This window comes from Devosia sp. MC532, from assembly GCF_016461625.1.
Taxonomy (GTDB): domain Bacteria; phylum Pseudomonadota; class Alphaproteobacteria; order Rhizobiales; family Devosiaceae; genus Devosia.
This window is the reverse complement of record NZ_JAEMNZ010000004.1, coordinates 40,851-62,238: the sequence shown is the minus strand read 5'-3', so window position 1 is coordinate 62,238 and position 21,388 is coordinate 40,851. Positions and strand designations below refer to the sequence as shown.

Annotated in this window: 25 protein-coding genes; 10 read left to right on the top strand and 15 right to left on the bottom strand. The window is 58.0% G+C overall.

Translation table 11 applies throughout. The annotated features are described in order from the left end of the window. Positions 1-70 precede the first annotated feature (70 nt). The 6 genes from JHC09_RS06505 to JHC09_RS06480 form a co-directional block, all read right to left on the bottom strand. Entirely contained in the window at positions 71-820 is a 750-nt protein-coding gene (locus JHC09_RS06505) for a 16S rRNA (uracil(1498)-N(3))-methyltransferase (RefSeq protein ID WP_169195845.1), read from the bottom strand. 163 nt (positions 821-983) lie between these two features. Further along, complete coding sequence (speG, locus tag JHC09_RS06500; protein WP_199531283.1) at positions 984-1,520, bottom strand: spermidine N1-acetyltransferase; 537 nt, start codon at positions 1,518-1,520, stop codon at positions 984-986. 308 nt (positions 1,521-1,828) lie between these two features. Then, positions 1,829-3,643, bottom strand: a complete 1,815-nt coding sequence (gene edd, locus JHC09_RS06495) for a phosphogluconate dehydratase (RefSeq protein WP_199531282.1) — start codon at positions 3,641-3,643, stop codon at positions 1,829-1,831. A gap of 121 nt (positions 3,644-3,764) precedes the next feature. Beyond that, positions 3,765-4,460: a 6-phosphogluconolactonase gene (gene pgl, locus JHC09_RS06490; protein WP_248308913.1), complete on the bottom strand. Its 696-nt coding sequence runs from the start codon at positions 4,458-4,460 to the stop codon at positions 3,765-3,767. 1 nt (position 4,461) lies between these two features. After that, complete coding sequence (gene zwf, locus JHC09_RS06485; RefSeq protein ID WP_199531280.1) at positions 4,462-5,943, bottom strand: glucose-6-phosphate dehydrogenase; 1,482 nt, start codon at positions 5,941-5,943, stop codon at positions 4,462-4,464. 11 nt (positions 5,944-5,954) lie between these two features. Further along, entirely contained in the window at positions 5,955-6,896 is a 942-nt protein-coding gene (locus tag JHC09_RS06480; protein ID WP_199531279.1) for a BadF/BadG/BcrA/BcrD ATPase family protein, read from the bottom strand. A 280-nt stretch (positions 6,897-7,176) separates the two neighbouring features. On the opposite strand from JHC09_RS06480, the gene JHC09_RS06475 reads away from it, so the two are divergent. The 4 genes from JHC09_RS06475 (at position 7,177) to JHC09_RS06460 (ending at position 9,650) form a co-directional block, all read left to right on the top strand. After that, positions 7,177-7,692, top strand: a complete 516-nt coding sequence (locus JHC09_RS06475; RefSeq protein WP_248306024.1) for a bifunctional adenosylcobinamide kinase/adenosylcobinamide-phosphate guanylyltransferase — start codon at positions 7,177-7,179, stop codon at positions 7,690-7,692. 203 nt (positions 7,693-7,895) lie between these two features. Next, entirely contained in the window at positions 7,896-8,792 is an 897-nt protein-coding gene (locus tag JHC09_RS06470) for a cation diffusion facilitator family transporter (RefSeq protein ID WP_199531278.1), read from the top strand. Between the two features lie 80 nt (positions 8,793-8,872). Then, positions 8,873-9,208 (top strand): DUF4282 domain-containing protein, encoded by a 336-nt coding sequence (locus tag JHC09_RS06465; protein ID WP_169195839.1) that lies wholly within the window; start codon positions 8,873-8,875, stop codon positions 9,206-9,208. Beyond that, on the top strand, positions 9,126-9,650 hold the full coding sequence (locus tag JHC09_RS06460; RefSeq protein ID WP_199531277.1) for a hypothetical protein: 525 nt from the start codon (positions 9,126-9,128) through the stop codon (positions 9,648-9,650). Before JHC09_RS06465 ends, JHC09_RS06460 begins: the two co-directional genes overlap by 83 nt. On the opposite strand, the gene JHC09_RS06455 is transcribed toward JHC09_RS06460, so the two are convergent. The 3 genes from JHC09_RS06455 to JHC09_RS06445 all read right to left on the bottom strand — a co-directional run bounded on the left by JHC09_RS06455 (position 9,631) and on the right by JHC09_RS06445 (position 11,088). Further along, positions 9,631-10,059 (bottom strand): hypothetical protein, encoded by a 429-nt coding sequence (locus JHC09_RS06455; RefSeq protein WP_199531276.1) that lies wholly within the window; start codon positions 10,057-10,059, stop codon positions 9,631-9,633. The two genes, JHC09_RS06460 and JHC09_RS06455, sit on opposite strands and share 20 nt — an antisense overlap. Positions 10,060-10,064: 5 nt before the next feature. Then, on the bottom strand, positions 10,065-10,283 hold the full coding sequence (locus JHC09_RS06450; RefSeq protein ID WP_169195836.1) for an alkylphosphonate utilization protein: 219 nt from the start codon (positions 10,281-10,283) through the stop codon (positions 10,065-10,067). 115 nt (positions 10,284-10,398) lie between these two features. Beyond that, the gene (locus tag JHC09_RS06445; protein WP_199531275.1) at positions 10,399-11,088 is read right to left on the bottom strand and encodes a hypothetical protein; all 690 of its coding nucleotides are present in this window, start codon (positions 11,086-11,088) and stop codon (positions 10,399-10,401) included. Between the two features lie 2 nt (positions 11,089-11,090). Between JHC09_RS06445 and JHC09_RS06440 the strand changes: the two genes are divergently transcribed. Both JHC09_RS06440 and JHC09_RS06435 read left to right on the top strand, forming a co-directional pair. Continuing rightward, positions 11,091-11,441 carry a DUF2164 domain-containing protein gene (locus JHC09_RS06440; protein WP_349236519.1) on the top strand — a complete coding sequence of 117 codons (351 nt, stop codon included), beginning with the start codon at positions 11,091-11,093 and terminating at the stop codon, positions 11,439-11,441. A 111-nt stretch (positions 11,442-11,552) separates the two neighbouring features. Then, complete coding sequence (locus tag JHC09_RS06435; protein ID WP_282567665.1) at positions 11,553-11,909, top strand: DMT family protein; 357 nt, start codon at positions 11,553-11,555, stop codon at positions 11,907-11,909. A gap of 16 nt (positions 11,910-11,925) precedes the next feature. Here JHC09_RS06435 and JHC09_RS06430 read toward each other — a convergent pair whose 3' ends face one another. Next, complete coding sequence (locus tag JHC09_RS06430; RefSeq protein WP_199531274.1) at positions 11,926-13,107, bottom strand: hypothetical protein; 1,182 nt, start codon at positions 13,105-13,107, stop codon at positions 11,926-11,928. Between the two features lie 124 nt (positions 13,108-13,231). Beyond that, a complete protein-coding gene (locus tag JHC09_RS06425) occupies positions 13,232-14,209 on the bottom strand; it encodes a zinc ABC transporter substrate-binding protein (RefSeq protein ID WP_199531273.1) in 978 nt (325 codons plus the stop codon). A 167-nt stretch (positions 14,210-14,376) separates the two neighbouring features. On the opposite strand from JHC09_RS06425, the gene znuC reads away from it, so the two are divergent. From znuC to JHC09_RS06405, 4 genes are all read left to right on the top strand, one after another. Further along, positions 14,377-15,165, top strand: a complete 789-nt coding sequence (znuC, locus tag JHC09_RS06420; RefSeq protein WP_199531448.1) for a zinc ABC transporter ATP-binding protein ZnuC — start codon at positions 14,377-14,379, stop codon at positions 15,163-15,165. Between the two features lie 89 nt (positions 15,166-15,254). Next, positions 15,255-16,073 (top strand): metal ABC transporter permease, encoded by an 819-nt coding sequence (locus JHC09_RS06415; protein ID WP_199531272.1) that lies wholly within the window; start codon positions 15,255-15,257, stop codon positions 16,071-16,073. Continuing rightward, a complete protein-coding gene (locus JHC09_RS06410) occupies positions 16,063-16,473 on the top strand; it encodes a Fur family transcriptional regulator (protein ID WP_199531271.1) in 411 nt (136 codons plus the stop codon). The genes JHC09_RS06415 and JHC09_RS06410 overlap by 11 nt, the downstream gene beginning before the upstream one ends. A gap of 94 nt (positions 16,474-16,567) precedes the next feature. Beyond that, entirely contained in the window at positions 16,568-17,218 is a 651-nt protein-coding gene (locus JHC09_RS06405; RefSeq protein WP_199531270.1) for an outer membrane beta-barrel protein, read from the top strand. Positions 17,219-17,249: 31 nt separating this feature from the next. On the opposite strand, the gene rsmD is transcribed toward JHC09_RS06405, so the two are convergent. From rsmD to lspA, 4 genes are all read right to left on the bottom strand, one after another. Then, a complete protein-coding gene (rsmD, locus tag JHC09_RS06400) occupies positions 17,250-17,813 on the bottom strand; it encodes a 16S rRNA (guanine(966)-N(2))-methyltransferase RsmD (RefSeq protein ID WP_169195828.1) in 564 nt (187 codons plus the stop codon). A gap of 97 nt (positions 17,814-17,910) precedes the next feature. Further along, on the bottom strand, positions 17,911-19,863 hold the full coding sequence (locus tag JHC09_RS06395; RefSeq protein ID WP_199531269.1) for a pseudouridine synthase: 1,953 nt from the start codon (positions 19,861-19,863) through the stop codon (positions 17,911-17,913). 128 nt (positions 19,864-19,991) lie between these two features. After that, positions 19,992-20,705: a hypothetical protein gene (locus tag JHC09_RS06390; RefSeq protein WP_199531268.1), complete on the bottom strand. Its 714-nt coding sequence runs from the start codon at positions 20,703-20,705 to the stop codon at positions 19,992-19,994. 74 nt (positions 20,706-20,779) lie between these two features. Next, entirely contained in the window at positions 20,780-21,340 is a 561-nt protein-coding gene (lspA, locus tag JHC09_RS06385; RefSeq protein WP_248308912.1) for a signal peptidase II, read from the bottom strand. Between the last annotated feature and the right edge of the window lie 48 nt (positions 21,341-21,388).

Genomic DNA, 21,388 nt, shown 5'->3' with positions numbered 1-21,388 from the left:
AGTCCTCGAAGCTTGCAACCATAAAGTGCGCGGCGAACATAACCACCGCAAGGCGGAAAGCAATCGCCTTTTATCGCCAATCACCGATGGTCGCTTGGATAACCGCCATTGCAGCCACCGCCGCCGTATCCGCGCGCAGGATGCGAGGACCTAGGCTAATCGGCCTAACATATTCTAATGAGCGCAGTTTTTCGCGCTCTGCGTCCGAGAACCCACCCTCCGGACCGACGATCAGGCCAAATTTTTGGCCTGCAATATTTGTCAGTTGCTGAACAGGGGAAGACGATGCTTCGCCCTCATCGGCAAAAATCAGAATGCGGTCGCCGTGTACCTCGCCCCAAGTTTCGATCAGTCGCGTCAACGTCACTTCAGGCGCAATTTCAGGCACATTGAGAACCTCGCATTGCTCGGCAGCTTCAATGGCATTGGCGGAAAGGCGTTCCATCTTCAGGCGATGGACTTGCGTATATTCGGTCATCACCGGCTGGATGGTGCTCGCGCCCATCTCCACCGCTTTTTGGATGACATAATCGAGACGCTCATTTTTGAGCGGCGCGAAGCCATACCAGAAGTCGGTTGCTGGGGACTGCGGGGCGATCTGCTCGACGGTTTGCAGGATCACATGCTTTTTTGAATCGGATGTGAGACGGCAAAGCCAAGCGCCGTCGCGACCGTTAAAGAGCACCACCTCGTCGCCCACGGATTTGCGCAGGACAGCCGCGAGGTAAAGGGACTGATCCTTGTTCATCTCGACGCTAGCACCAAGCGTTAGATCGTTGGCGACAAACACGCGCTGCAATTGTGCAAATGACCGGGGCATAGTCTTACTCTCTCAACTCTGCCCCACATATCCGCGCTCCCCGACTGGGGTGCAAGAGCTGATCGGCACCTTTGATGGTCCAATCGTCGCGAGTGGGCTTGCGGGGTTTGGTCGCCCCACCCCGCCCGCCACGTCTGGGGAAAGAGAAGGGATGGGGTGTGCACTAGGCCTTTTCTGGGGCTAGGCGCTTGAGGTGATAGCCTTGGAATAGGCACATGCGTAGGACGGTTCGGTATTCACCGTGCACGAAAAATTCGTCTTTCAACTCGCCCTCGATGATGAAGCCGAGTTTTTGATAGATGTGCAGCGCGCGGGCGTTGTCCTTGTCGACGACAAGATAGAGCTTGTGCAGGTTTAGGACCGCAAAGCCGTATTCGAGCGCGGCGCGAGCCGCTTTTCCCGCATAGCCTTTGCCCTGATGATCGGGCGCGACGATGATCTGGAATTCGGCGCGGCGATGAATGTGGTTGATTTCCACCAACTCTACGAGCCCGACGGGCGTACCCGCGTCTTCGGCGACAAAACGGCGTTCAGTTTGATCGTGGATGTGGTCTTCGTAAAGACCCAGCAGCTCGTCAAAAGTTTCAAACGGCTCTTCAAACCAATAGCGCATGACGGTGGCATTGTTGTCGAGGCTGTGCACGAAGCGCAGGTCCTCGCGTTCCAGTGGGCGCAGGCGAAAGCTATCGAGGGCAGACATGAAGGCTCCAAAACTGATTTGGAGGGGAACGATTTGGGGGCGGGTTTTGATCCGGGGGGCGTTACCGCCACCTAACTTCCAGCTGGTAGGGGGAGGGATGGGATCCAGTGTGCGGCCGCTGCGAAGCACCGTAGGGACGCAGTAAATAGAGAGCTGATCGAGGGATGCAATCACCCCACCCCGGCCCTCCCCCTCAAGGGGAGGGAGAAGAAGGTTACTTACCTGAGGAGGCGATTTTGGTGCCAAAGGGAAAGGCACAAAAAAGGCCCCGGTGGGGGCCTTTTTTTTATTCGTGGCAAGAATCTGACTTAGCTGAAGACCGATGCGCCGTGGTCGGCGGCGCCGACGAGGGCGCGGAAGCCGGCAAACAGTTCGCGGCCGGTGCCCCAGTGTTCATTAGTCAGGTCTTCGGATGCCGAAGGACGCGCATCGAATTCGGCTTGGTCGCCAAGGAAGGTCAGCGTGCCGGCTTCGGCGTCGAGGCGGATCAAATCGCCGTCGCGGATTTTGGCAATCGGACCACCCTGCATAGCTTCTGGGGTCATGTGGATGGCCGCAGGGACCTTGCCCGAGGCACCGGACATGCGGCCATCTGTGACGAGCGCAACCTTGAAGCCGCGATCCTGAAGGATGGCGAGGGCTGGGGTGAGCTTATGAAGCTCGGGCATGCCCATGGCCTTAGGCCCGGAGAAGCGAACGACGGCGATCACGTCGCCGGTCAGCTCGCCAGCCTTGAACGCGTCCTGCATGGCCTGCTGGCCGTGGAAGACGCGCGCGCGGGCTTCGACAATGCGGTGCTCTGGCTTGACGGCCGACACCTTGATGACGGAACGACCGAGATTGCCGGTGAGGAGTTTTAGACCACCAGAGGTCTGGAATGGGGTTTTGACCGAGGTCAGAACCTTTGGCAGCGCGCTTTCATCGGGAGCGGGCGTGTGGGCTAGCTTGTCTTCGATGAGCTTGGCTTCAACGCCATAGCCCGAAAGGCCTGTGCCCCAGACGGTTTTGACGTCTTCGTGCAGATAGCCATCCGAGAGCAGTTCCTTGATGAGGAAGCCCATGCCGCCAGCAGCATTAAAATGGTTCACGTCGGCCACGCCATTTGGATAGACGCGCGCCAGAAGCGGGGTCGCATCCGAAAGGTCGCTCATATCGTCCCAAGTGACCTTCAGACCGGCAGCGGCAGCAATGGCGATGATGTGCATGGTGTGGTTGGTCGAACCACCGGTCGCATGCAGGCCAACCATAGCGTTGACGATGGCCTTCTCATCGACGATGTGACCGATTGGCGTGTAATTATTGCCCTGATCGGTGAGCGAGATGGCGCGGCGCGTCGCTTCGCGGGTCAGCGCATCGCGCAGCGGCGTACCGGGATTGATGAAGCTTGCGCCTGGCAGGTGCAGGCCCATGATTTCCATGAGCATCTGGTTTGAGTTCGCCGTGCCGTAGAAGGTGCAGGTGCCTGCCGAGTGGTAGGACTTGCTTTCAGCTTCCAACAGCTCCGCGCGGCCAACCTTGCCTTCCATGAAGAGTTGACGCACGCGGCTCTTGTCTTCATTGGGCAGGCCCGATGGCATGGGGCCAGCAGGAACGAACACGGCGGGCAAGTGACCGAAGGTCAGTGCGCCGATCATGAGGCCGGGAACGATCTTGTCGCAAATGCCGAGATAGACGGCGGCGTCGAACATATTGTGCGAGAGCGCAATAGCAGTCGACATAGCGATGACGTCTCGCGAGAAGAGCGAGAGGTCCATGCCAGCGTAACCCTGAGTGACGCCGTCACACATGGCCGGAACGCCACCGGCAACTTGTGCAGTTGCGCCGATTTCGCGGGCCGCTTCTTTGATGATGTCTGGGTAAAATTGGTAAGGCTGATGGGCACTCAGCATATCATTGTAGCTGGTGACGATGCCCAAATTGAGTGTCTTGCTGCCCGCTAGAGCTGCTTTTTCTGCCGGAGTACAGGCGGCAAAAGCATGTGCGAGGTTGCCACAACCGAGATGGGCACGGTGGACGGATGTCTCACGCTGCGCTTCAAGGCGGTTGAGGTATTCCCGGCGCGAATCACGGCTGCGCGCGGCAATACGGTCGGTCACGTCCTGGATAGCCTGACGGACACTCATTTGGATCTCCATAGCTCGCAAGGACGCGCCAAAGGGGGGCCGCTGGCGCGGATGGGCCTTGCATCAAAAGACTGGCAGCCTCAAACGGCCAGAGCGGTCGATTGGGGACCGCTCCAGGAGTTTATGGACACCAGTAAACAGAGAGTGGCGCGCCGGAGCGCAGCACAGCCCGGACTGGCATATCGGCCACCGGACCATCGGCCAGCGCAGCCTCAAGCACGTCAGCCTTTTCCTGCCCTTCAATGTGCAGATAGAGGCCATCGGTCTTGAGCAGACGCGGCAGAGTAAAGGTAATGCGGCTTTCGCCTGCGCCCGGAGCGCGGATCGAGAGGGTTGGGCCCTCTTGGGTCAGCGCTGCGTCGAGCGTGTCGCCGCCAGGGAAGAAGCTGGCGGTGTGACCGTCGCTCCCCATGCCCAGAATGACGGCGGCAAAAGTGTCTGGCAGCGAAGACAACAGAGCGTTGGTCTTGGCGACCTGCGCATCTGTCGGCTCATCGCCACCAGAATAAAGCGGCAAGAAACGAGCGACCGCCGCCGGGCCCTGCAGCATCTTCTCGTTGACGAGAAGCGCGTTGGAGCGATCGGAGGTTTCATCAACCCAGCGTTCGTCAACCAAGGTGACGGTGACCTTGTCCCATTCGATGTCTTTGGTCTTGCCCAAAACCTGGAAGAACTTTCCAGGCGTTGAGCCACCGGAGACAGCGATTGCCGCACTGCCACGGGTGGCAATGGACTGGCGAATGCGGTCAGCCACCGCCTCGGCCAATTCTTTGGCCAAGGTGGGCTTATCGGCGAAGCTGCGACGGTCGATAGTCAAGTTAGTTCGTTCCTTCGTACCAAGTGCGGCCATCGCGCTCGATCAGCGCGACTGCACCAGTTGGGCCCCAAGTGCCCGCTGTATAAGTTTGTGGTGCGTCTGGCGAACGTTCCCAGCCTTCGCGGATCGGGTCAACCCATGACCACGCCGCTTCCAGCTCGTCACGACGCATGAAGAGGGTCTGGCTGCCACGGATCACATCCATCAGCAGACGCTCGTATGCCTCAGGCGTACGCTCGGAGAAGGTTTCAGCAAAGGAAAGGTTCAATGGCACTTCGCGCAGACGCATGCCGCCCGGACCTGGGTCCTTGATCATCATCATCAGCTTGACGCCTTCATCAGGCTGCAGGCGGATGATCAGCTTATTGGCCTTCGGCGCGCCTTCGGCGTGATCAAAGATCGAGTGCGGGATCGGCTTGAACTGGATGGCGATTTCCGAAACGCGTTCAGCCATGCGCTTACCGGTGCGCAGGTAGAACGGTACGCCAGCCCAGCGCCAGTTGTCGATTTCGGCCTTGAGCGCCACGAAAGTCTCGGTGCGGCTGCCCTTCTTTTCTTCTGGCAGCTCGTCCTGATAGGACGCGACCTTGGCAGTCTCCGAAGAAACGCCACGATACTGACCGCGCACGGTCTTGGTCGCCACTTCACCATTGGTGATTGGACGCAGCGCGCGCAGAACCTTGAGCTTTTCGTCACGCAGGGCGTTGGCATCGTCGGATGCTGGTGGCTCCATGGCCACAAGGCAGAGCAGCTGCAGCATGTGGTTTTGGATCATGTCGCGCAGGGCGCCAGATTCGTCATAATAACCACGGGTGCCCGCACCAACGCTTTCCGCGACGGTGAGCTGGACGTGGTCGATATGGGCCGAGTTCCAGATTGGCTCAAACAGGGTGTTGGCGAAACGCAGAGCCAAAAGGTTCTGGACGGTTTCCTTACCGAGATAGTGGTCGATGCGGTACACCTGATCTTCGTGGAAGATCTTGGCGACGCCGTCATTGATCTTCTTGGACGATTCCAGATCGTGGCCGAGCGGCTTTTCAATCACAACGCGGGAGTCGCGGCGGTAAAGCTTCTTTGCCTTGAGATACTCAGCGATGGGCTCAAACAGATCCGGCGCTACGGCCAGATAGAAGGCACGAACAATGTTGGCGTCATCGCGCAGAGCAGCGCCGAGATCGCCTGACTCGTCAGGCTTGGAGGCATCGACCGGCACATAGGTGCAGATCGAGACGAAGCGCTCGATTGTGGCTTCGTCCTGATAATCTTTTTCCACAAAAGTATGGAGCGCTTCGCGCACCAGTTTCTGGAATTCGGCTTCAGAGAGCTTGGAACGCGACGCGCCAATGATGCGGCTCGTCTCGTCAAACTGACCATCTTTAAAACGGTGATAGAGCGCCGGAACAAGCTTGCGCTTGGTCAGGTCGCCGGTTGCACCGAACACGACATAATCAAAGGGCTGCACTGGAATAATTCGACTGGACAACGGACTAGCCCCTATTTAGCGGCGAAATTCTGTTTGGCGAGGATTACCGCACCATGCAGAGGTTCGTACTTCGGTAAGGCGACAAAGTCACCATAGCGCTCTTGCAGGCGGGGGAACAAACGCTGCCCCAAGCCGCCCACAATGGCCATAACCTGCGCGCCATGGGATTTGAACCAATTAACGTAGGTATCGATATAGCTGAGCTCTATGGCCAGAAGCTTGAGGGCAACTGGATCATTTTGCTCAAGATGGTCGAAGAACAAAGGCATGAGTTTACCGTATTCGGCCGGAGCGCGACCGATGAGGGCATCGTCGCACCCTTCCGAACCGTCACGGCTGAGGAGCTGTAAACCCATCTCTGTTGCGAACGACCAAGTCATGATCGACTGGTTTGAGCCGCCGAGCGCTGCAGTGACGGCTGCGGTGAGCGGAGAACCCTCAACCAAGCCGTCATTGGCCTCGACAGTGTAACGCACGAGTTCCCGTCCGAGAATCGCACCCGACATCTGGTCGCCGATTGGAAAACCCCAACCGCCGGCCTGATAGCGCGTGCCAGCAACCAAGGACATGGCTGCCGAACCGGTGCCGATGATCACCACACCACCTTCTGTGCCACCAAGGGCGCCAGCATGGGCGATATCAATATCGTCATAAACCTTTACGCCTGCGAAGGGCCACGCACGAGCCGCGAAAGCTTCGCGTGCGCTATCCATGCGACCACCGGCCATGCCGAAGCAGGCATAGGTATTGGCTGTTTCAGCGTAATCTAAACCGGCGGCTGCGAATACATCGCGCGTGCCATCGAGAATAGCGCGATATGCAGGCTCGCCGCCATCGATCTGGAGGTTGGAACGACCGTTTTTAACCTCAGCCAAAACTTCGAGGTTTTCGTTCGCTAATCTGACACGGCAATTGGTACCGCCGCCATCGACGCCAAGGTAGTAACGCGCCACGAATGGGACTCCGTCTATGGACTGGGATCTGCGATCGAGAATCCGGGAGGAGCTGACCGCATTGGTCCCAATGCTAGGGCCTGTTTTCGGGGCGGACCATAATGCGAAAGCCGCTAAGACGAAAGTAGCATTCAGGATAAAATGCGTCTCTTCCGCAGGGTGTTTTCAAACCATTATGCTCCTGAGGGAACAGATGGTGCGGAGCGTGAGTTGGAGAAGGGGACATCGACGCTTCGGCGCAACGACCGCCCGCAAGGAAAATCCGATGGAAAGACACTGCTTGGTACTGGGCGGCGCGCGATCCGGCAAGACCGGTTTTGCAGAGCGGCTAACCCTGAGAAACGGCACAACACCGGCCTATCTGGTCACTACCGCGCAGCGCGACAGCGACATGCGTGAGCGGATCGCCGCGCATCAGTTGGGCGGCATGCGGTACACGGTGATTGAGGAGCCGATTGAGCTGTGCCATGCGCTGATTAAAGCGTCGAAAAACCATGATGTAATTTTTGTGGACTGCGTGACGCTGTGGATCAGCAATATGCTGAAACTGAATAATGACGTTGCCAATGCGGTGAGCGAGCTGTGTGCCACGCTGGTCGAACTCAAGGGCACGAAGGTGATCCTGGTTTCCGATGAAGTGGGGCAAGGTGTTGAGCCCGACACTGCCATGGCGCGCACGTTCCGCGACTTGGCAGGCTCGGCCCACCAAAGGCTCGCCGAAGTGTGCGAGGACGTCTATTTCGTCGTCGCCGGCATGCCTATGACAATCAAAGGCAAGCCTGCCGGATTAAGCTGAAGCGTCCAGCGCCAGGATTTTTTGTGGACGCAAGAGCTGTGGATTGGGTGCAAGCTTGGGAAACACCCTTGTCGATCAATGGCTTGCCGCCTGTGGCACTTTGCTCAGAATGCTTCTGAAAATCGTTTGCAAATTCAAGCACTTGCTGATCAGGCATGGGCGGCGTAAGGCAGGTTTTTACCAGCCGCAAGGAAGCTTTGCCCATGGCGATCACCAACACGACACTGGCTATAGCGTCGACCAGCCTGGTTGTTGGGGTTCTCGTTCTGGGCCTGAAAGTCTGGGCTTGGTGGGTGACTGGCTCGGTGGCGCTGTATTCGGACGCGCTTGAATCGACGGTCAATGTAGTGACGGCCATTGTGGCGCTGATCGCGGTGCGTCTGGCGCAGCGTCCGGCCAATGCCAACATGCCCTATGGCTACCACAAGGCCGAGTACTTCTCAGCGGTGATCGTGGGCGTGATGATCATTGTCGCGGCCATATTGATTCTGCGCGAAGCTGTGCTGGGTTTCCTCAACCCGGAAATGCCCGAAGCACCAACGCTCGGTTTGGCGATCAGTGCGGGTGCGACGGTGATCAATGTCGTGTGGGCAATGGTATTGCTCCGCCATGGTCGTCAGGCGCGCTCGCCTGCCATTGAAGCCGATGGCAAGCATTTGATGACGGACGTGGTGTCGACCATCGGCGTGCTGATTGGCCTGGCGCTGGTTTATGCGACCGGCGTTGCGCAGCTCGACTCCATTCTTGCAGCCCTTGTGGCGCTCAACATCATCTGGTCCGGGTGGGGTGTGATCAAAGATAGCGTTGGCGGGCTGATGGACGTTGCCGTGCCTGCAGAAACGCAGAAGATTATTCGCGAGGCCATCGCGTGCACGGCAAACGGCGCGCTAGAAGCCCATGATGTCCGCACGCGACAGGCGGGAAAGATTACCTTTATCGACTTCCACCTTGTGGTGCCGGGCGCGATGACGGTGGATGCGGCGCATGAGATTTGCGACCGGATTGAAGCCAGGCTTAAAGAGCTGGTCAAAGACTGCCAGATCACCATTCACGTTGAGCCAGAAGACAAGGCCAAGCACGCTGGCATCGTGGTCCTGTAAATAAGACCTACGGCAATTTACTGAGGCTTATTGTTTCCAAACTAGTCTTCCTGAGGATCTGCTCTCAGGAGGACGGGGTATTGCGATCAATCCTTTCGCTGAACAGCTACATCGCCCCCAAGCTTCTGCGTATCGTCTATTGGATCGGACTTATCTGCATTGGTGTGTTTGCGCTGGCCGGGATTTATAACGCGCTGACCTACACGGGTGACTTGCGCCTCAGCACACCGCAGACTGGTTTTGTGTCTTTGGTCATTGTGATCTTTCTGACCATAGCGGCAACCATCATTTGGCGGCTTGCGGTCGAGCTCATCTTAGTGGTCTTCTCAATTCATGACCTGCTTCGAGACATTCGCAACCAAGTCGCGCCCAACCCTCAGCCTGTCTACAATCGGCGGAGCACTGATCCTCGCTAGTTTTGGGGCCACCCCTGCCCTCGGCCAATTTTGGGGGCAGTATCAAAACCCCAGCTTTCACTATGCCATCGACATACCACCGGGCTTTGAGAGCAGTCGTGCGAATGAAGACGGTACGGGGGCGATTTACTATCGGCTGGATGCCGAACAGGTGCTCTCGCTCTGGGCCGGGGAAAACGCGTTAGGCATTGAGGCAGTGGCCGAGGCTCAAGCGCAGGAGTTGGAAGCACAGGGGTGGGTTCTGGGGATGAACACCAGCACCCCAGACTGGTCCGCCCTCACCGCGCAACGCGACCACCGCATCAGCATCGAGCGGATCATTGAGCTGTGCGAGCCGGGGCAGTATGCGGGTTTCCGCATGGAATTCCACATTCGGGACTTAGCGTCGATCGAGCCAGTGATTGAAGGCCTGACGCGCTCGTTTAGGCCTGAGGGCTGTTAGCGCGCCACGGTGAGGTGGTGAACAGCAGGGCCAAGGCACCCGACAAGCCAACCCGCAAAATCTCGGGAGCGCTAAAGAGGGTTTCCCCGCCGACCGATAATAGGATCAGGTAGACGCCAAGCATGCTGGTCACAAAGCCAATGCCTATGGCCGCACCGCAGCGGGTCGCCGCGAATTTGAGGCGCGGTTCAAGGCGCAAATAGACCAAAGCCGCAAGGATGGCCGGAAGCACCCCAAAGAGGAAACCGAAGACCATAAACATGAAGATGACCGGCCCGAGATATTCGAGCTCAGGCAAGCCCTCGACGACGACGTTCAGCGCCAGCATCGAGAGCCCACCGATGATCGGGCCGAGCAGGATGATAGAGAGCAAACGCCGACTTTGCCCATCGACCGACCACTTCGACATAAGCTCTAGGCCTTCTTGAGGAACTCAGTACGCAGGACCAAGCCTTTGACCTTTTCGACATTGCATTCGATCAGATCGGTGTCTTCGGTGAGACGGATATTCTTGCACATGGTGCCACGCTTGAGCGTTACCGAAGTCCCCTTGACCTTGAGATCTTTGATCAGCGTGACGCTATCGCCGTCATTGAGCTGGGTGCCATTGGAGTCGCGGGTAATTTCAGTCACGGTGTCGTCCTAAATTCAATAAGGAGCTCCCTTTCTTAAAAGAGAGCCCAGCAGACAGTCTCACCACCTTGCACAGATCGGCTACGGGGCCAAGGGCCGCAGATCAGTCGCGGTGCTATTCCTCAACTGGCTCGCCTTCGTCAAAACCATCATAGCCTTCTGGATATTGGTAACCCATGCCGGCGGTCTGCACTTTAACGCCGACTTTGGCGACGAGGGGATCATCGGAGGTTACGGTGACGTCGCCCGAAATCGTCGTGACATCGACGTCCGGTTCTTCCACCGTTGGCGCAAAGCGGATCATCGGCACACAGGGCGCTTCGGTGTTCCAAAGCTTTCCGCCATCGTGCAGGAAGACATAGCCGCCATAGTCCCACCAAAAGCCCGCAAAGCTAACAGGCTCGCCATTGAGTGCTGCCACTTCAGCGGCCGTTTGCCCAACGTAGAGACCTTCGGGGGTAGCCAGCGTCGGCGGCAGGTCGACATAGCTGACGAAACGCGTGTTGGCCTCGTCGAACCATTGGAAGGCAATTTTGCGATCGGGATCGTCGCCATAAACCAAAGTGCCGAAAACAGGCACGCCTTCGACACTATCGACCTCTACACGCGCCTCGACGTTTTCAGCGCCGAAGTGCGAGATGATCATGTCGACGGTCACGTCAGGGCCAAATACGCCTTCGCATTGCACGCGTTCTGGCGCGGTGTGTGGCGCTGGGGAGGATTTATCCTTGGTTTTTGCAAAGGCAACGGGCGACAAAGCCAAGGACGATATGATTAGGGTAGAGATAGCCAGGCGGGTCAGCATGAGTGTTTATCCTCCTCCCAGAACTTGAATATGCGCATGCATCAAAACGCATCGCAGACAACACCTTGCCAGATGAACGCAAGCTGAAGGCTCCGACAATGAAACCCATCAAATTCGAACGCGACGAAATGAAAATTATCGTTGCGGAAGTTCAAGATTATTTCCAGAACGAACTCGATAGCAATATCGGCTCCATTCCTGCCGAATTGCTGGTTCAATTCTTCGCCGAAAAGATTGGGGCGCATTATTATAATCGCGGTCTGCATGACGCTCAGGCGCTGGTGCGCAAGAAGATCGACGACGTGAGCGACGAGATTTTCTCGCTGGAAAAGACAACCCGCACGCGCCGCTAGGTGACCGGCATGTCTGTTGCGACACCCTTAGCGGGACGCAACAGAACCCCTGTGCAGTTGGCCAGATACTGATATGAGAGTGCACCACTTCAGCTGATTTTGGAGGAAGCCTTGGGCTTCAACTTTGCCACGCTTGCGCCGATTGGCCTCTTGCTTGCGTCCAATGTCTTTATGACCTTCGCTTGGTATGGACACCTCAAATTCCCCCACGCAGCGATGTGGGTGGTGGTGTTGGCGAGCTGGGCGATTGCCTTCTTCGAATATTGGCTTGCGGTTCCGGCCAATCGCATGGGCTATGGCACGTTCTCCGCCGCCGAGTTGAAGACCATTCAAGAGGTCATTTCACTCTCGGTATTCGTGCTGTTCGCCGTGTTCTATCTCGGTGAGAAATTGACCTGGAACCACGGCATTGGCTTTGCGCTGATCGCGCTCGGGGCCTTCTTCATTTTCAAGGGGCCGCTGAAATAGCGACCCCTTTCTGTGCCTAGTGGTCGGCGGTGACGCCGCCGACAACAGCAATGGAACTGGGCGCACCACCAAGCTCAATCGACCCGGTCACGGCAAAGCTTTTGAGATCGAGCTTGTGGATTTTCCCTTTGGCAGGATCGGTGACCAGCAAGTCATCGCCCGCATAGGCAAGCCGCGGCATCGGCGTGCCGTGGCCGCCATCGGTGGCGTAAGGCTCGGTCACCTTGGCTGTGCGCAACAACGCGCCACGCACACTATCAAGCTCCAGCACCGAACCATCGGCGAGCAATAGATAGGCGAAGCGCGAGTTTTCGCCGTTCAGAACAAAATGAACCCGGGTGTCTGGGAGGCTGACGAGGCGAATTGGCGTTTCGGCCTCGGGCTCAATAATGGCCACATGCTTGGGACCGTAATTGCCGAGGAAATAGTCGAGGTTCTTGCCGGCCAAAAGGGTCCCTACCCGCCCTTCGGGCAGGTCGGTGAAGGGAAGAAGCGTAAAGTCCGGCTTATCCCCATTGGCAATCAGCACCCCATCTGAACACCCAAAGGCGATGACGTCTCCTGACGAGACTTCCCCGTGAACATCGGCGCACAGCTCCGTCGCACCGACAATCTCGCCACGGGCGTCAAAGACATTAAAGCCGCTCGGCAATTTGCCATCTTCGGAGACCGGCTTCGTGACAATGGCGCCACCGTTAAAGGGAACGGCAACGCCGTGGTGGGGCTTGCCACTGTCGAGCTCCACTGACTCGTATGTTCCCTTTTGCCAGAGCGTTGCATCGGAGAGCTGCACCTTGCCGCTTTCGTCAAAAAAGATGGCAAGCTTGCCATCATGTTCGACGAAATGGGCGGGCTTTTGGCCTTCCGCTTGCGGGGCCAAGAGAGCGGGATCACCTAGTTTGAGGTCGGCATGATCGCCGTGGTCTTCAACGGTCAGGCCGGTCGAAATGGCTTGGACCTGATTGGCTTTGCCCTGGACAGCGAAAACGGCGTGCCTTCCCTTAGCAGCATAGAGCGTTGCCGGAGCAGCAAGCTTATAGGTCGCGATGGTTTTGTCACTTTCCAGATCAATGACAGAGACATCGGCGCTAGCACTGTCGGCAACAAAGGCCCGCCAAACTGAATGGGTGTCCTCGGCGTAGGCGAGAGGAACATTGGCCGAGGATAAGAGGAGAGCAGCAAGCAAGGCGACGCGCATGGGAATATCCTTGATATGTTAGAACGTTACATTTCGAGAGATGAGAGGCGTGCGAAGACGGGCGTCTGGACGACGCCGAGACCGCCTGCGGGTGCAGGCGGAATTGGGTGAAGGGGGAGAGTTGTTAGGTCAGGCAGTCCACAAGGCCGGTGGCAATGGAGCGGAGCATTGCAGGATAGAGGTCTGGCCCTTCGGACAGTGCGGAGCCTTCAGGATCCAGCACACCAGACTTGGCGGCAGAGCCCTCAACAATGACGCGCACCACTGCGGGCTCGAAATTGGGTTCGGCAAAGACGCAGGTTGCGCCAAGCTGGGCGACCTTTTGGCGAAGCTCATCGATGCGGGCCGCGCCGGGGGCAACGTCTGGCGAGACGGTGACCGTGCCCGCGAGGGTGAGATCAAAACGCTGTTCGAAATACTGATAGGCGTCATGGAAGACGACGAAAGGTTTTCCGGAAATTGGGGCCAGCTGCGTCGCGAGTTCGACCGTTAGCGCCTCCAGCGCGGCACGGGTGGTTTGCGCATTGGCCACATAGGTTGCCGCATTGTCCGGATCGGCCGCGACCAATGTTGTTTCGATGTAGTCGACCATGAGGATTGCATTTTGGGGGTCTAGCCAGAAATGCAGATCCTCTCCGCCATGCGTGCCATGATCGTGCGCGTGATCATGCGCATGCGCATCCTCATGGGCATGAGCCGCGTGCTCTTCAGCAGTTTCGCTCGCATGATCGTGGTCATGCGCCTCAAAGGCTCCGCCTTCGCGCATGGGCAGAAGCTGCAGGCCGGGTGTATCGGCGAAGGCGACAATTTGGGCCTTGGTGGACAGCGTTTTGAGGGCATCAGCCAAGAACAGCTCAAAGCCATTGCCAGTCCAGAAGACGATATCAGCGCTCTCAAGCGCTGCCGCGTCGGATGGGCGGAGCGAATAGGTGTGCGGGGAAGCTGCGCCTTTGACGATCAAGATTGGTGCGGCGACATCGCCCATAACTGCAGTGACCAGCGAATGGATGGGCTTGGTGGAGGCAACGACATTGGGCGCAGCCAAAACTGTGCCGGTGAGCAGCATGGTCGCGAACGCGGCGAGGGAGAGCAGCTTGGTCATCTGTATGCCTTCAGGGTAATGTTATGTTATTACGCTTGCGGCGATGTTATGCTATAACGTAAAGCTAAGCGTCAAGAGCGTGGGTTAGAGAAACTTGCTTCCCACCGATCACGTTCGCAGCCTGCCCTGCAGCCCCCGGGCCAAGTGAGTTTAAGTTGAACAAGATTATGGACAGCGCCAGCACACGCGAAAAGCTCATCACGCTCACCAATGCCGGCGTGCGCAAAGGCGCGCGGGTGCTGGTGGAAGGCGTTGATCTGTCGATTGCGCGGGGCGAGATTTTGACCCTGATTGGCCCCAATGGCTCAGGCAAGAGCACCACGGCCAAAATGGTGACGGGTGTTCTGAAGCCAAGCATGGGCGAGGTTTCGCGAAAACCGGGGCTGACCATTGGCTATGTGCCACAAAAGCTGGCAATCGACTGGACCTTACCACTGACCGTCGAGCGTTTGATGACGCTGACCGGAACATTCGCCAAGGATGACATCATCCGTGCGCTCGACGCCGTTGGGGCCAAGCGCTTGCTGGGCGCGGCCGTGCAGGAGCTGTCGGGTGGGGAGTTTCAACGCGTGCTGTTCGCTCGCGCTATGATCCGCAAGCCTGATCTACTGGTGCTCGACGAGCCTGTGCAGGGCGTCGATTTTTCGGGCGAAGTGGCGCTCTATCAGTTGATCCGTGAAATACGGGATACGACTGGCGCAGGCATTTTGATGATCAGCCACGATCTGCACGTGGTAATGGCGGAGACCGATACGGTCATATGCCTCAATGGCCATGTGTGCTGTCGCGGCACGCCCAATGCGGTGAAGCGCGACCCCAATTATCTCAAGCTCTTTGGTGAGCGCGCCGCTTCGGCACTGGCGATTTATGAGCATCACCACGATCATGAGCATCACGATGACGGCTGCGTGGTTGGAGCAAAGCATGACCACGAGCATGGGCATAGCCATGAGTGACATCGTGATGAGGTTCCCCCACCCTCAGTCCCTCCCCGCAAGGGGGAGGGAGGCAGAGTTGCGTATGTTGCTAGGATCGAAGACTAAAAATGTTTGGTGATTTCTTTTCTCGAGCACTAATCGCAGGGATTGGGCTTGCCGCGGTGACAGGGCCTCTGGGGTGCTTCGTCATTTGGCGGCGCATGAGCTACTTTGGCGACACCATGGCGCATTCGGCGCTGCTCGGCGTCGCCCTGGCCATGCTGCTCTCGGTGAATGTGACGCTCGGTGTCTTTGTGGTGGCGGCAATGGTGGCGGGGGCCCTCTTGGTCTTGCAGCGTCAAAACACGCTTTCCGTGGATGCGCTGCTCGGGATTTTGAGCCACGCAACGCTGGCGGTTGGCCTTGTGCTCGTGGGTTTTTTGACCACGGTGCGCATCGATCTGATGGGCTTCCTGTTCGGGGATATTTTGGCTGTCTCGGTGGATGACATCATCATCATCTATGCCGGTGGCGTAGCGATCCTACTTATGCTGATCCTCAATTGGCGGCCCCTGCTCGCCTCCACGGTCAGCCCAGAGCTGGCCGAGGCTGAAGGTCTGCGCCCGGAAGTGAGCCGGGTCATTCTGATGTTGTTGATGGCCTGCGTGATCGCCATTTCCATGAAGCTGGTCGGCGTTTTGCTGATCACCTCGCTGCTCATTATTCCAGCGGCAACGGCGCGACGGTTGAGTGCGACGCCGGAAATGATGGCGCTCGTCGCTTCAGGCTTGGGCATGATTGCCGTGGTTGGCGGGCTCTTCGGCTCGCGCACTTGGGACACGGCCTCAGGTCCATCGATTGTAGTGATGGCGCTGGTGCTGTTTTTGCTGTCACTATTGGTCCCGGCTGGACGGCTTTTCGGGAGGAAAGAACACAATGGCGCATAGTCACGAGATTCCCACGGACCTGACCCGAAATCAGGAACTGGTGCTGGGCGCGCTCAACACCTCCCCTGCCCCACTTTCAGCCTATGACATTCTCGATCGCTTGCGCATCGAGGGTATTAAGGCGCCCCTGCAAATTTATCGCGCTCTCGACAAGCTGGTGGAGCGCGGACTGGCGCATCGGCTGGAGTCGCTCAACGCATTCGTCGCCTGCGCTGACGCGCATTGTCACCGCAAGGGGCTGATTGCTTTTGCGATTTGCGAGGACTGCGGAAAGGTTGATGAATTTGCGGATGCAGTAATCGAAGAGCGTTTGGGCGGCTGGGCGCAGTCTACCGGGTTTAAGGTGGAGCGCACGACCATGGAAATTCGCGGCAAGTGCCAAAGTTGTTTAGAAAATTGATGCTGAAGATGAACTTCAACATTATGCAACACTTCTGCGTTTGACATCGTCGGACTTCCCCCCCAAAAAAACCACAGATTTTAGTGGTTAAATTATGAACAAACTGATTCTATTCGTCGTATTGGCTGCGGGAACTGCAGGGCCCACTTGGGCGCAAGATAATCATGATTGGTCTGGCTTCTATGCTGGTGTGAGTGGCGTTTACACAACAAGCCAAAACGACAAATCTTTCGTGACCAGCCCAGACAGAGTCCGCAATAGCTTTGGCATGGAAGGGGCTATGCTCGGTGTACAGGCCGGCTACCTCACTAACTTCGAAAATTTTGTACTCGGGGTTGAAGGCAGCGTTCTCTTCGGCAAGCTCAACGGCAATGACAACCATAACGGTAGCTCTTACGAAGAGATGACCGTCAATAACTTGGCGTCCTTGACGGCCCGCTTCGGCTACGCTTTCGATAGCGTCTTGCTCTATGGCAAAGTGGGTGTCAGCACCGGTTCAGTAAACATGCTGACATATGAAAGCCATCTACCGGACACTGATCGCGAATCGATGACCTCCCAATATGTCGGTCCAACAATTGGCGCTGGCGTCGACGTGGCGCTGAATGACAATATTTCCGTGAGAGCCGAGTATAATCTGCACTTCCTTGGCCGCAAAGAGCACCCTTGGGCGTACTGGTCAGATGCGATTTACAAGATCGACAAGACCCAAGATGTCCGCATCGGGATCAATTACAAGTTCTAAAAAAAGCCGCCCACGGGCGGCTTTTTCAGTTTTATGTCCGAACTCCAAAACTCAGGAAGCGGACAGCGGCAGCGCCGTATTCGCGGGTGTCTTCCAGCTCAAAGCCTGCCGGAATGGTGACTTCGGCATCAGCAGATTCTTCCCAAACGATCAGCGCGCCAGGGGCGAGCCAGCCGTTAGCGGCAATCTCAATGAGCGCCTTTTCACCCAGAGACTGGCTGTAGGGCGGATCAAGGAAGACGAGGTCGAACTGGCCAAAGGTGCCGGGTGTGCCCAGAGCCGTGGCGTCGCGGCGCAGGAGCTTGGTGATGCCCGCCACGCCAAAATCCTGAATGTGATCGCGGATCAAGCCGCGCCCTTCAGCACCGGTTTCAACGAAAGTGCAGTGGGCGGCGCCACGCGAGAGGGCTTCAAGGCCGAGAGCGCCCGTGCCTGCGAACAGGTCGAGCACGCGCTTTTCAACGAGCACTGGTCCCAGACGCGAACCTAGAATGTTGAAGATCGACTCGCGAGCGCGATCCGAGGTGGGGCGGATGCTGTCGTCGGATGGGGAATTGAGCTGCTTGCCCCGGAATTTGCCGGCAACGATGCGCATGGTTTTTATCTCCACCGATCTAGGCGCTTAAGCGGCCATTCGGTTTGCAATACAGATAGACAAGCCCCCGCTTTCGCGGGGGCTAAAGGTTTGCTGATTAGCCGCGTGGCTTACGCGGACCGGTCGGACGAGGACCGCCCGAAGATGGACGCGAGTTCGACGGACGACCGCCGGCGGGACGTGCACCACCTGGCTTGCCGCCGAATGGCTTCGCGCCAAACGGCTTTGCACCGAAGGGCTTACGGTCACCAAATGGCTTGTCGCCACGCGCTGGACGATCCGAACGCTGCGGACGATCACCGTAATCGCGCTGTGGGCGATCATTCGATGGACGGTCCGAACGCTGTGGGCGATCAGCAAAACCGCGTGCTGGACGCTCGCCAGATGGACGCTCTGAGCGTTGTGGACGATCACCGAAGCTACGCGCTGGACGGTCACCCGATGGGCGTTCTGAACGCTGTGGGCGATCACCAAATGGACGATCCGAGCGCTGTGGACGATCACCGAAGCCGCGTGCTGGACGCTCGCCCGATGGACGCTCTGAACGCTGTGGGCGGTCGCCGAACGGACGATCCGAACGCTGCGGACGATCACCGAAGCTGCGTGCTGGACGCTCACCCGATGGACGCTCAGAGCGCTGTGGACGATCACCAAAATCGCGCTTTGGACGGTCGCCAAATGGACGATCCGAACGCTGTGGGCGATCACCGAAATCACGCTTTGGACGGTCGCCGAATGGCTTGTCGCCACGTGGCGCACGATCACCAAACGGCTTGTCGCCACGTGGCGCACGATCACCAAACGGCTTGTCACCGCGTGGAGCGCGATCACCATACGGCTTGTCACCGCGTGGAGCGCGATCACCATATGGCTTGTCGCCGCGTGGAGCGCGATCACCAAATGGCTTGTCGCCGCGTGGAGCACGATCACCATATGGCTTGTCGCCACGTGGAGCACGATCACCAAATGGCTTGTCACCGCGTGGAGCGCGATCACCACGGTCTTCGCGTGGTGCGCCGCTGCCGAAGCTGCGCGCTGGCTGATCATCACGATCAAAGCGCGCGCGTTCCTGAGCGCGTGGTTCGTAGGCTTCTGGTGCGCGACCGTCGTCGTCAAAGTGTACCTTGCGGGTACGGCCTGTCGGACGATCTTCATCGCGGCTGCCAAAACGCGGCGGGGCGCCACGGGCAGGATTTGGACGGGCATGGTCACGGTCACGCGGGGAGCGGACGCGATAGGTCTCGTCGCGAACTGGCGGCACGTACTCTGGCATTTCGCTTTCGAAATCGACACCAGCCGATTCAGCAAGCTTCTTGCCGAGCTGATCGCGCAGCATGCGGGACTTGACCATTTCGACGCCGCCTTCGGCCAGATCGCCGAGCTGGAACGGGCCATAGGAGACGCGGATCAGACGGTTCACTTCGAGACCGAGCGAGCCAAGAACGTTCTTAACTTCGCGGTTCTTGCCTTCACGCAGACCAAGAACCATCCAGACGTTGTGGCCCTGTTCGCGTTCGAGCGTTGCTGTGATCGGACCGTATTGGATGCCGTCGACAGTGATACCGTGCTTGAGGGCATCAAGCTGCGCCTGAGTGACGTGGCCATAAGCCCGCACGCGGTAGCGACGCAGCCAACCGGTAGCTGGCAGCTCGAGGACGCGCTTGAGGCCACCGTCGTTGGTCAGCAGCAGCAGACCTTCGGTGTTGATGTCGAGACGGCCAACAGTGAGGACGCGCGGCAGACCCATGCGGTCAAGCGCTTCAAAGATCGTTGGGCGACCTTCGGGGTCCTTTTCGGTGACAACGAGGCCGGCAGGCTTGTTGTAGAGCCAAACGCGTGTGCCCTGGCGGGCAGCGAGTGGCAGGCCATCGACTTCGATCTTGTCGCGGCTGGTGACGTTAAAGGCCGGGGTAATGACCTTCTTACCGTTCACCGAAATACGGCCATCGGCAATCCAGCCTTCAGCGTCACGGCGGGAGCAGAGGCCGGCGCGGGCGATGACCTTGGCTAGACGGTCAGCGGCTTCGGGTTGTTTAGGAGTGTCGCTCATAGCGGACTTTCAAAACATGCGGGACCCATAATGCCTATGCAGGGGCTTAGGCGGGCGGCGCGGAAAAAAGGGAAAGCGGCCGGATAAATCCGACCGCTAAATTCGGTTTGGCGTGATGCCCGCTACGCTTAGAGCTTTGTCTCGTTAGAGGTCAGTCCAAGGCTTGGGCCAGAGTTCGACGAACTCGAGGATGGCGGTAGTGCCACAGCGCCGCTGCGCTCGATAGCGCGGCGAACGTCGGCCGGGCAGCGCGAGTCGCGCAAGGAGACGATCTCGCCAGCTGGCGTGCGGCACACAAGTTGAGCATCACCCACACGCGTAAAATACTCGGCAGGTGGCAGGTAAAGCGGACGGTTGTTCGACGCGGTAACAGCCATATTGTTCTGCTTCATACGAGCAGTGAGCTGGCGTGCCTCGTCCTCGGTCAGAGCACGACCGCTGAGCGTACGCATGTCGACAACACGCGCATTGCGAAGACGAGTAATGTCGTCCTGCGTCATGTTGCTGGTGTCGATACGAACAGTGTTGCTGTCCTTGGGAAGCTGAGCAACAGCAGTCGCCTGCTGCGGCGCAGGCAGAGCACCGCCGGAACGCGGCAGGGCCAGAGGCGCACGCGCATTCGTCAGATCTTCCTTGGGCGCATCGCCCGGAATGAGGCCGACGCCTCGTGCGGTCTGATTGAGAACGTCGCGTTCAAACGTGCCGAAATCAGAGAGGGCGTTGGTGCCTTCCATGGTCGTGCATGCGCTCAGCGCCAGCGCCGCGACAAGCCCAAATGCAACGAGTCGAACTCGTGCAGCAGCGGAAACAGCAGAAACCTGCCCTGTCAAACCAGTACGCATGCAACGTCCCTTACGATCTTGGCGTGCTTATAACGCATAATATTGGCTAAAGCCAGATTTTGGCACGAGCGTGATCATGTTGTTTTGGCAGAATTTCGGCCAAAGCCGAACATATCCAAAAACAGCAAGATCACGCCGAACGTAATCGCGACATCAGCGATGTTGAAAATATAGAAGGACCAATTGCCCCAATAGAAGTGGAAGAAATCTGCCACCGCACCATAAATCAGGCGATCAAGCGCATTGGACAGCGCCCCGCCGATGCAGAAGGCCAAGCCCACGCGAACGAGAAAATCGCTCGTGCGCAGCCACCAGACAGACAGAGCCGCCACCGCCACAAGCATAATGGCGCCCAAAGCCCAGACCGGCAGGCCATCGAGAAGGCCATAGGAGATGCCGGTGTTCCAGACCAAAACGTAGTCGAAGAAATTGGTGACTGGGACAATCTCGCCGCCGCGCCAGCCGGTCATTTCAATGGGGCGATAGCCGAACGGGATTTGCGTGCACAGCGCCTGACCGAAGGCATAGCACTCATGGGCGATGTGATAGCCCTTTTGTGCACGATCAATCCCGAACACAATAACGGCAGCCATCAGGGAGGCGAGAACCGAGGGGTTGCGAAACGAGCTATGCATCCAAAACTCCGTTTAACGCCCCAAGGGGATCACCCCAATGTGAGCAAA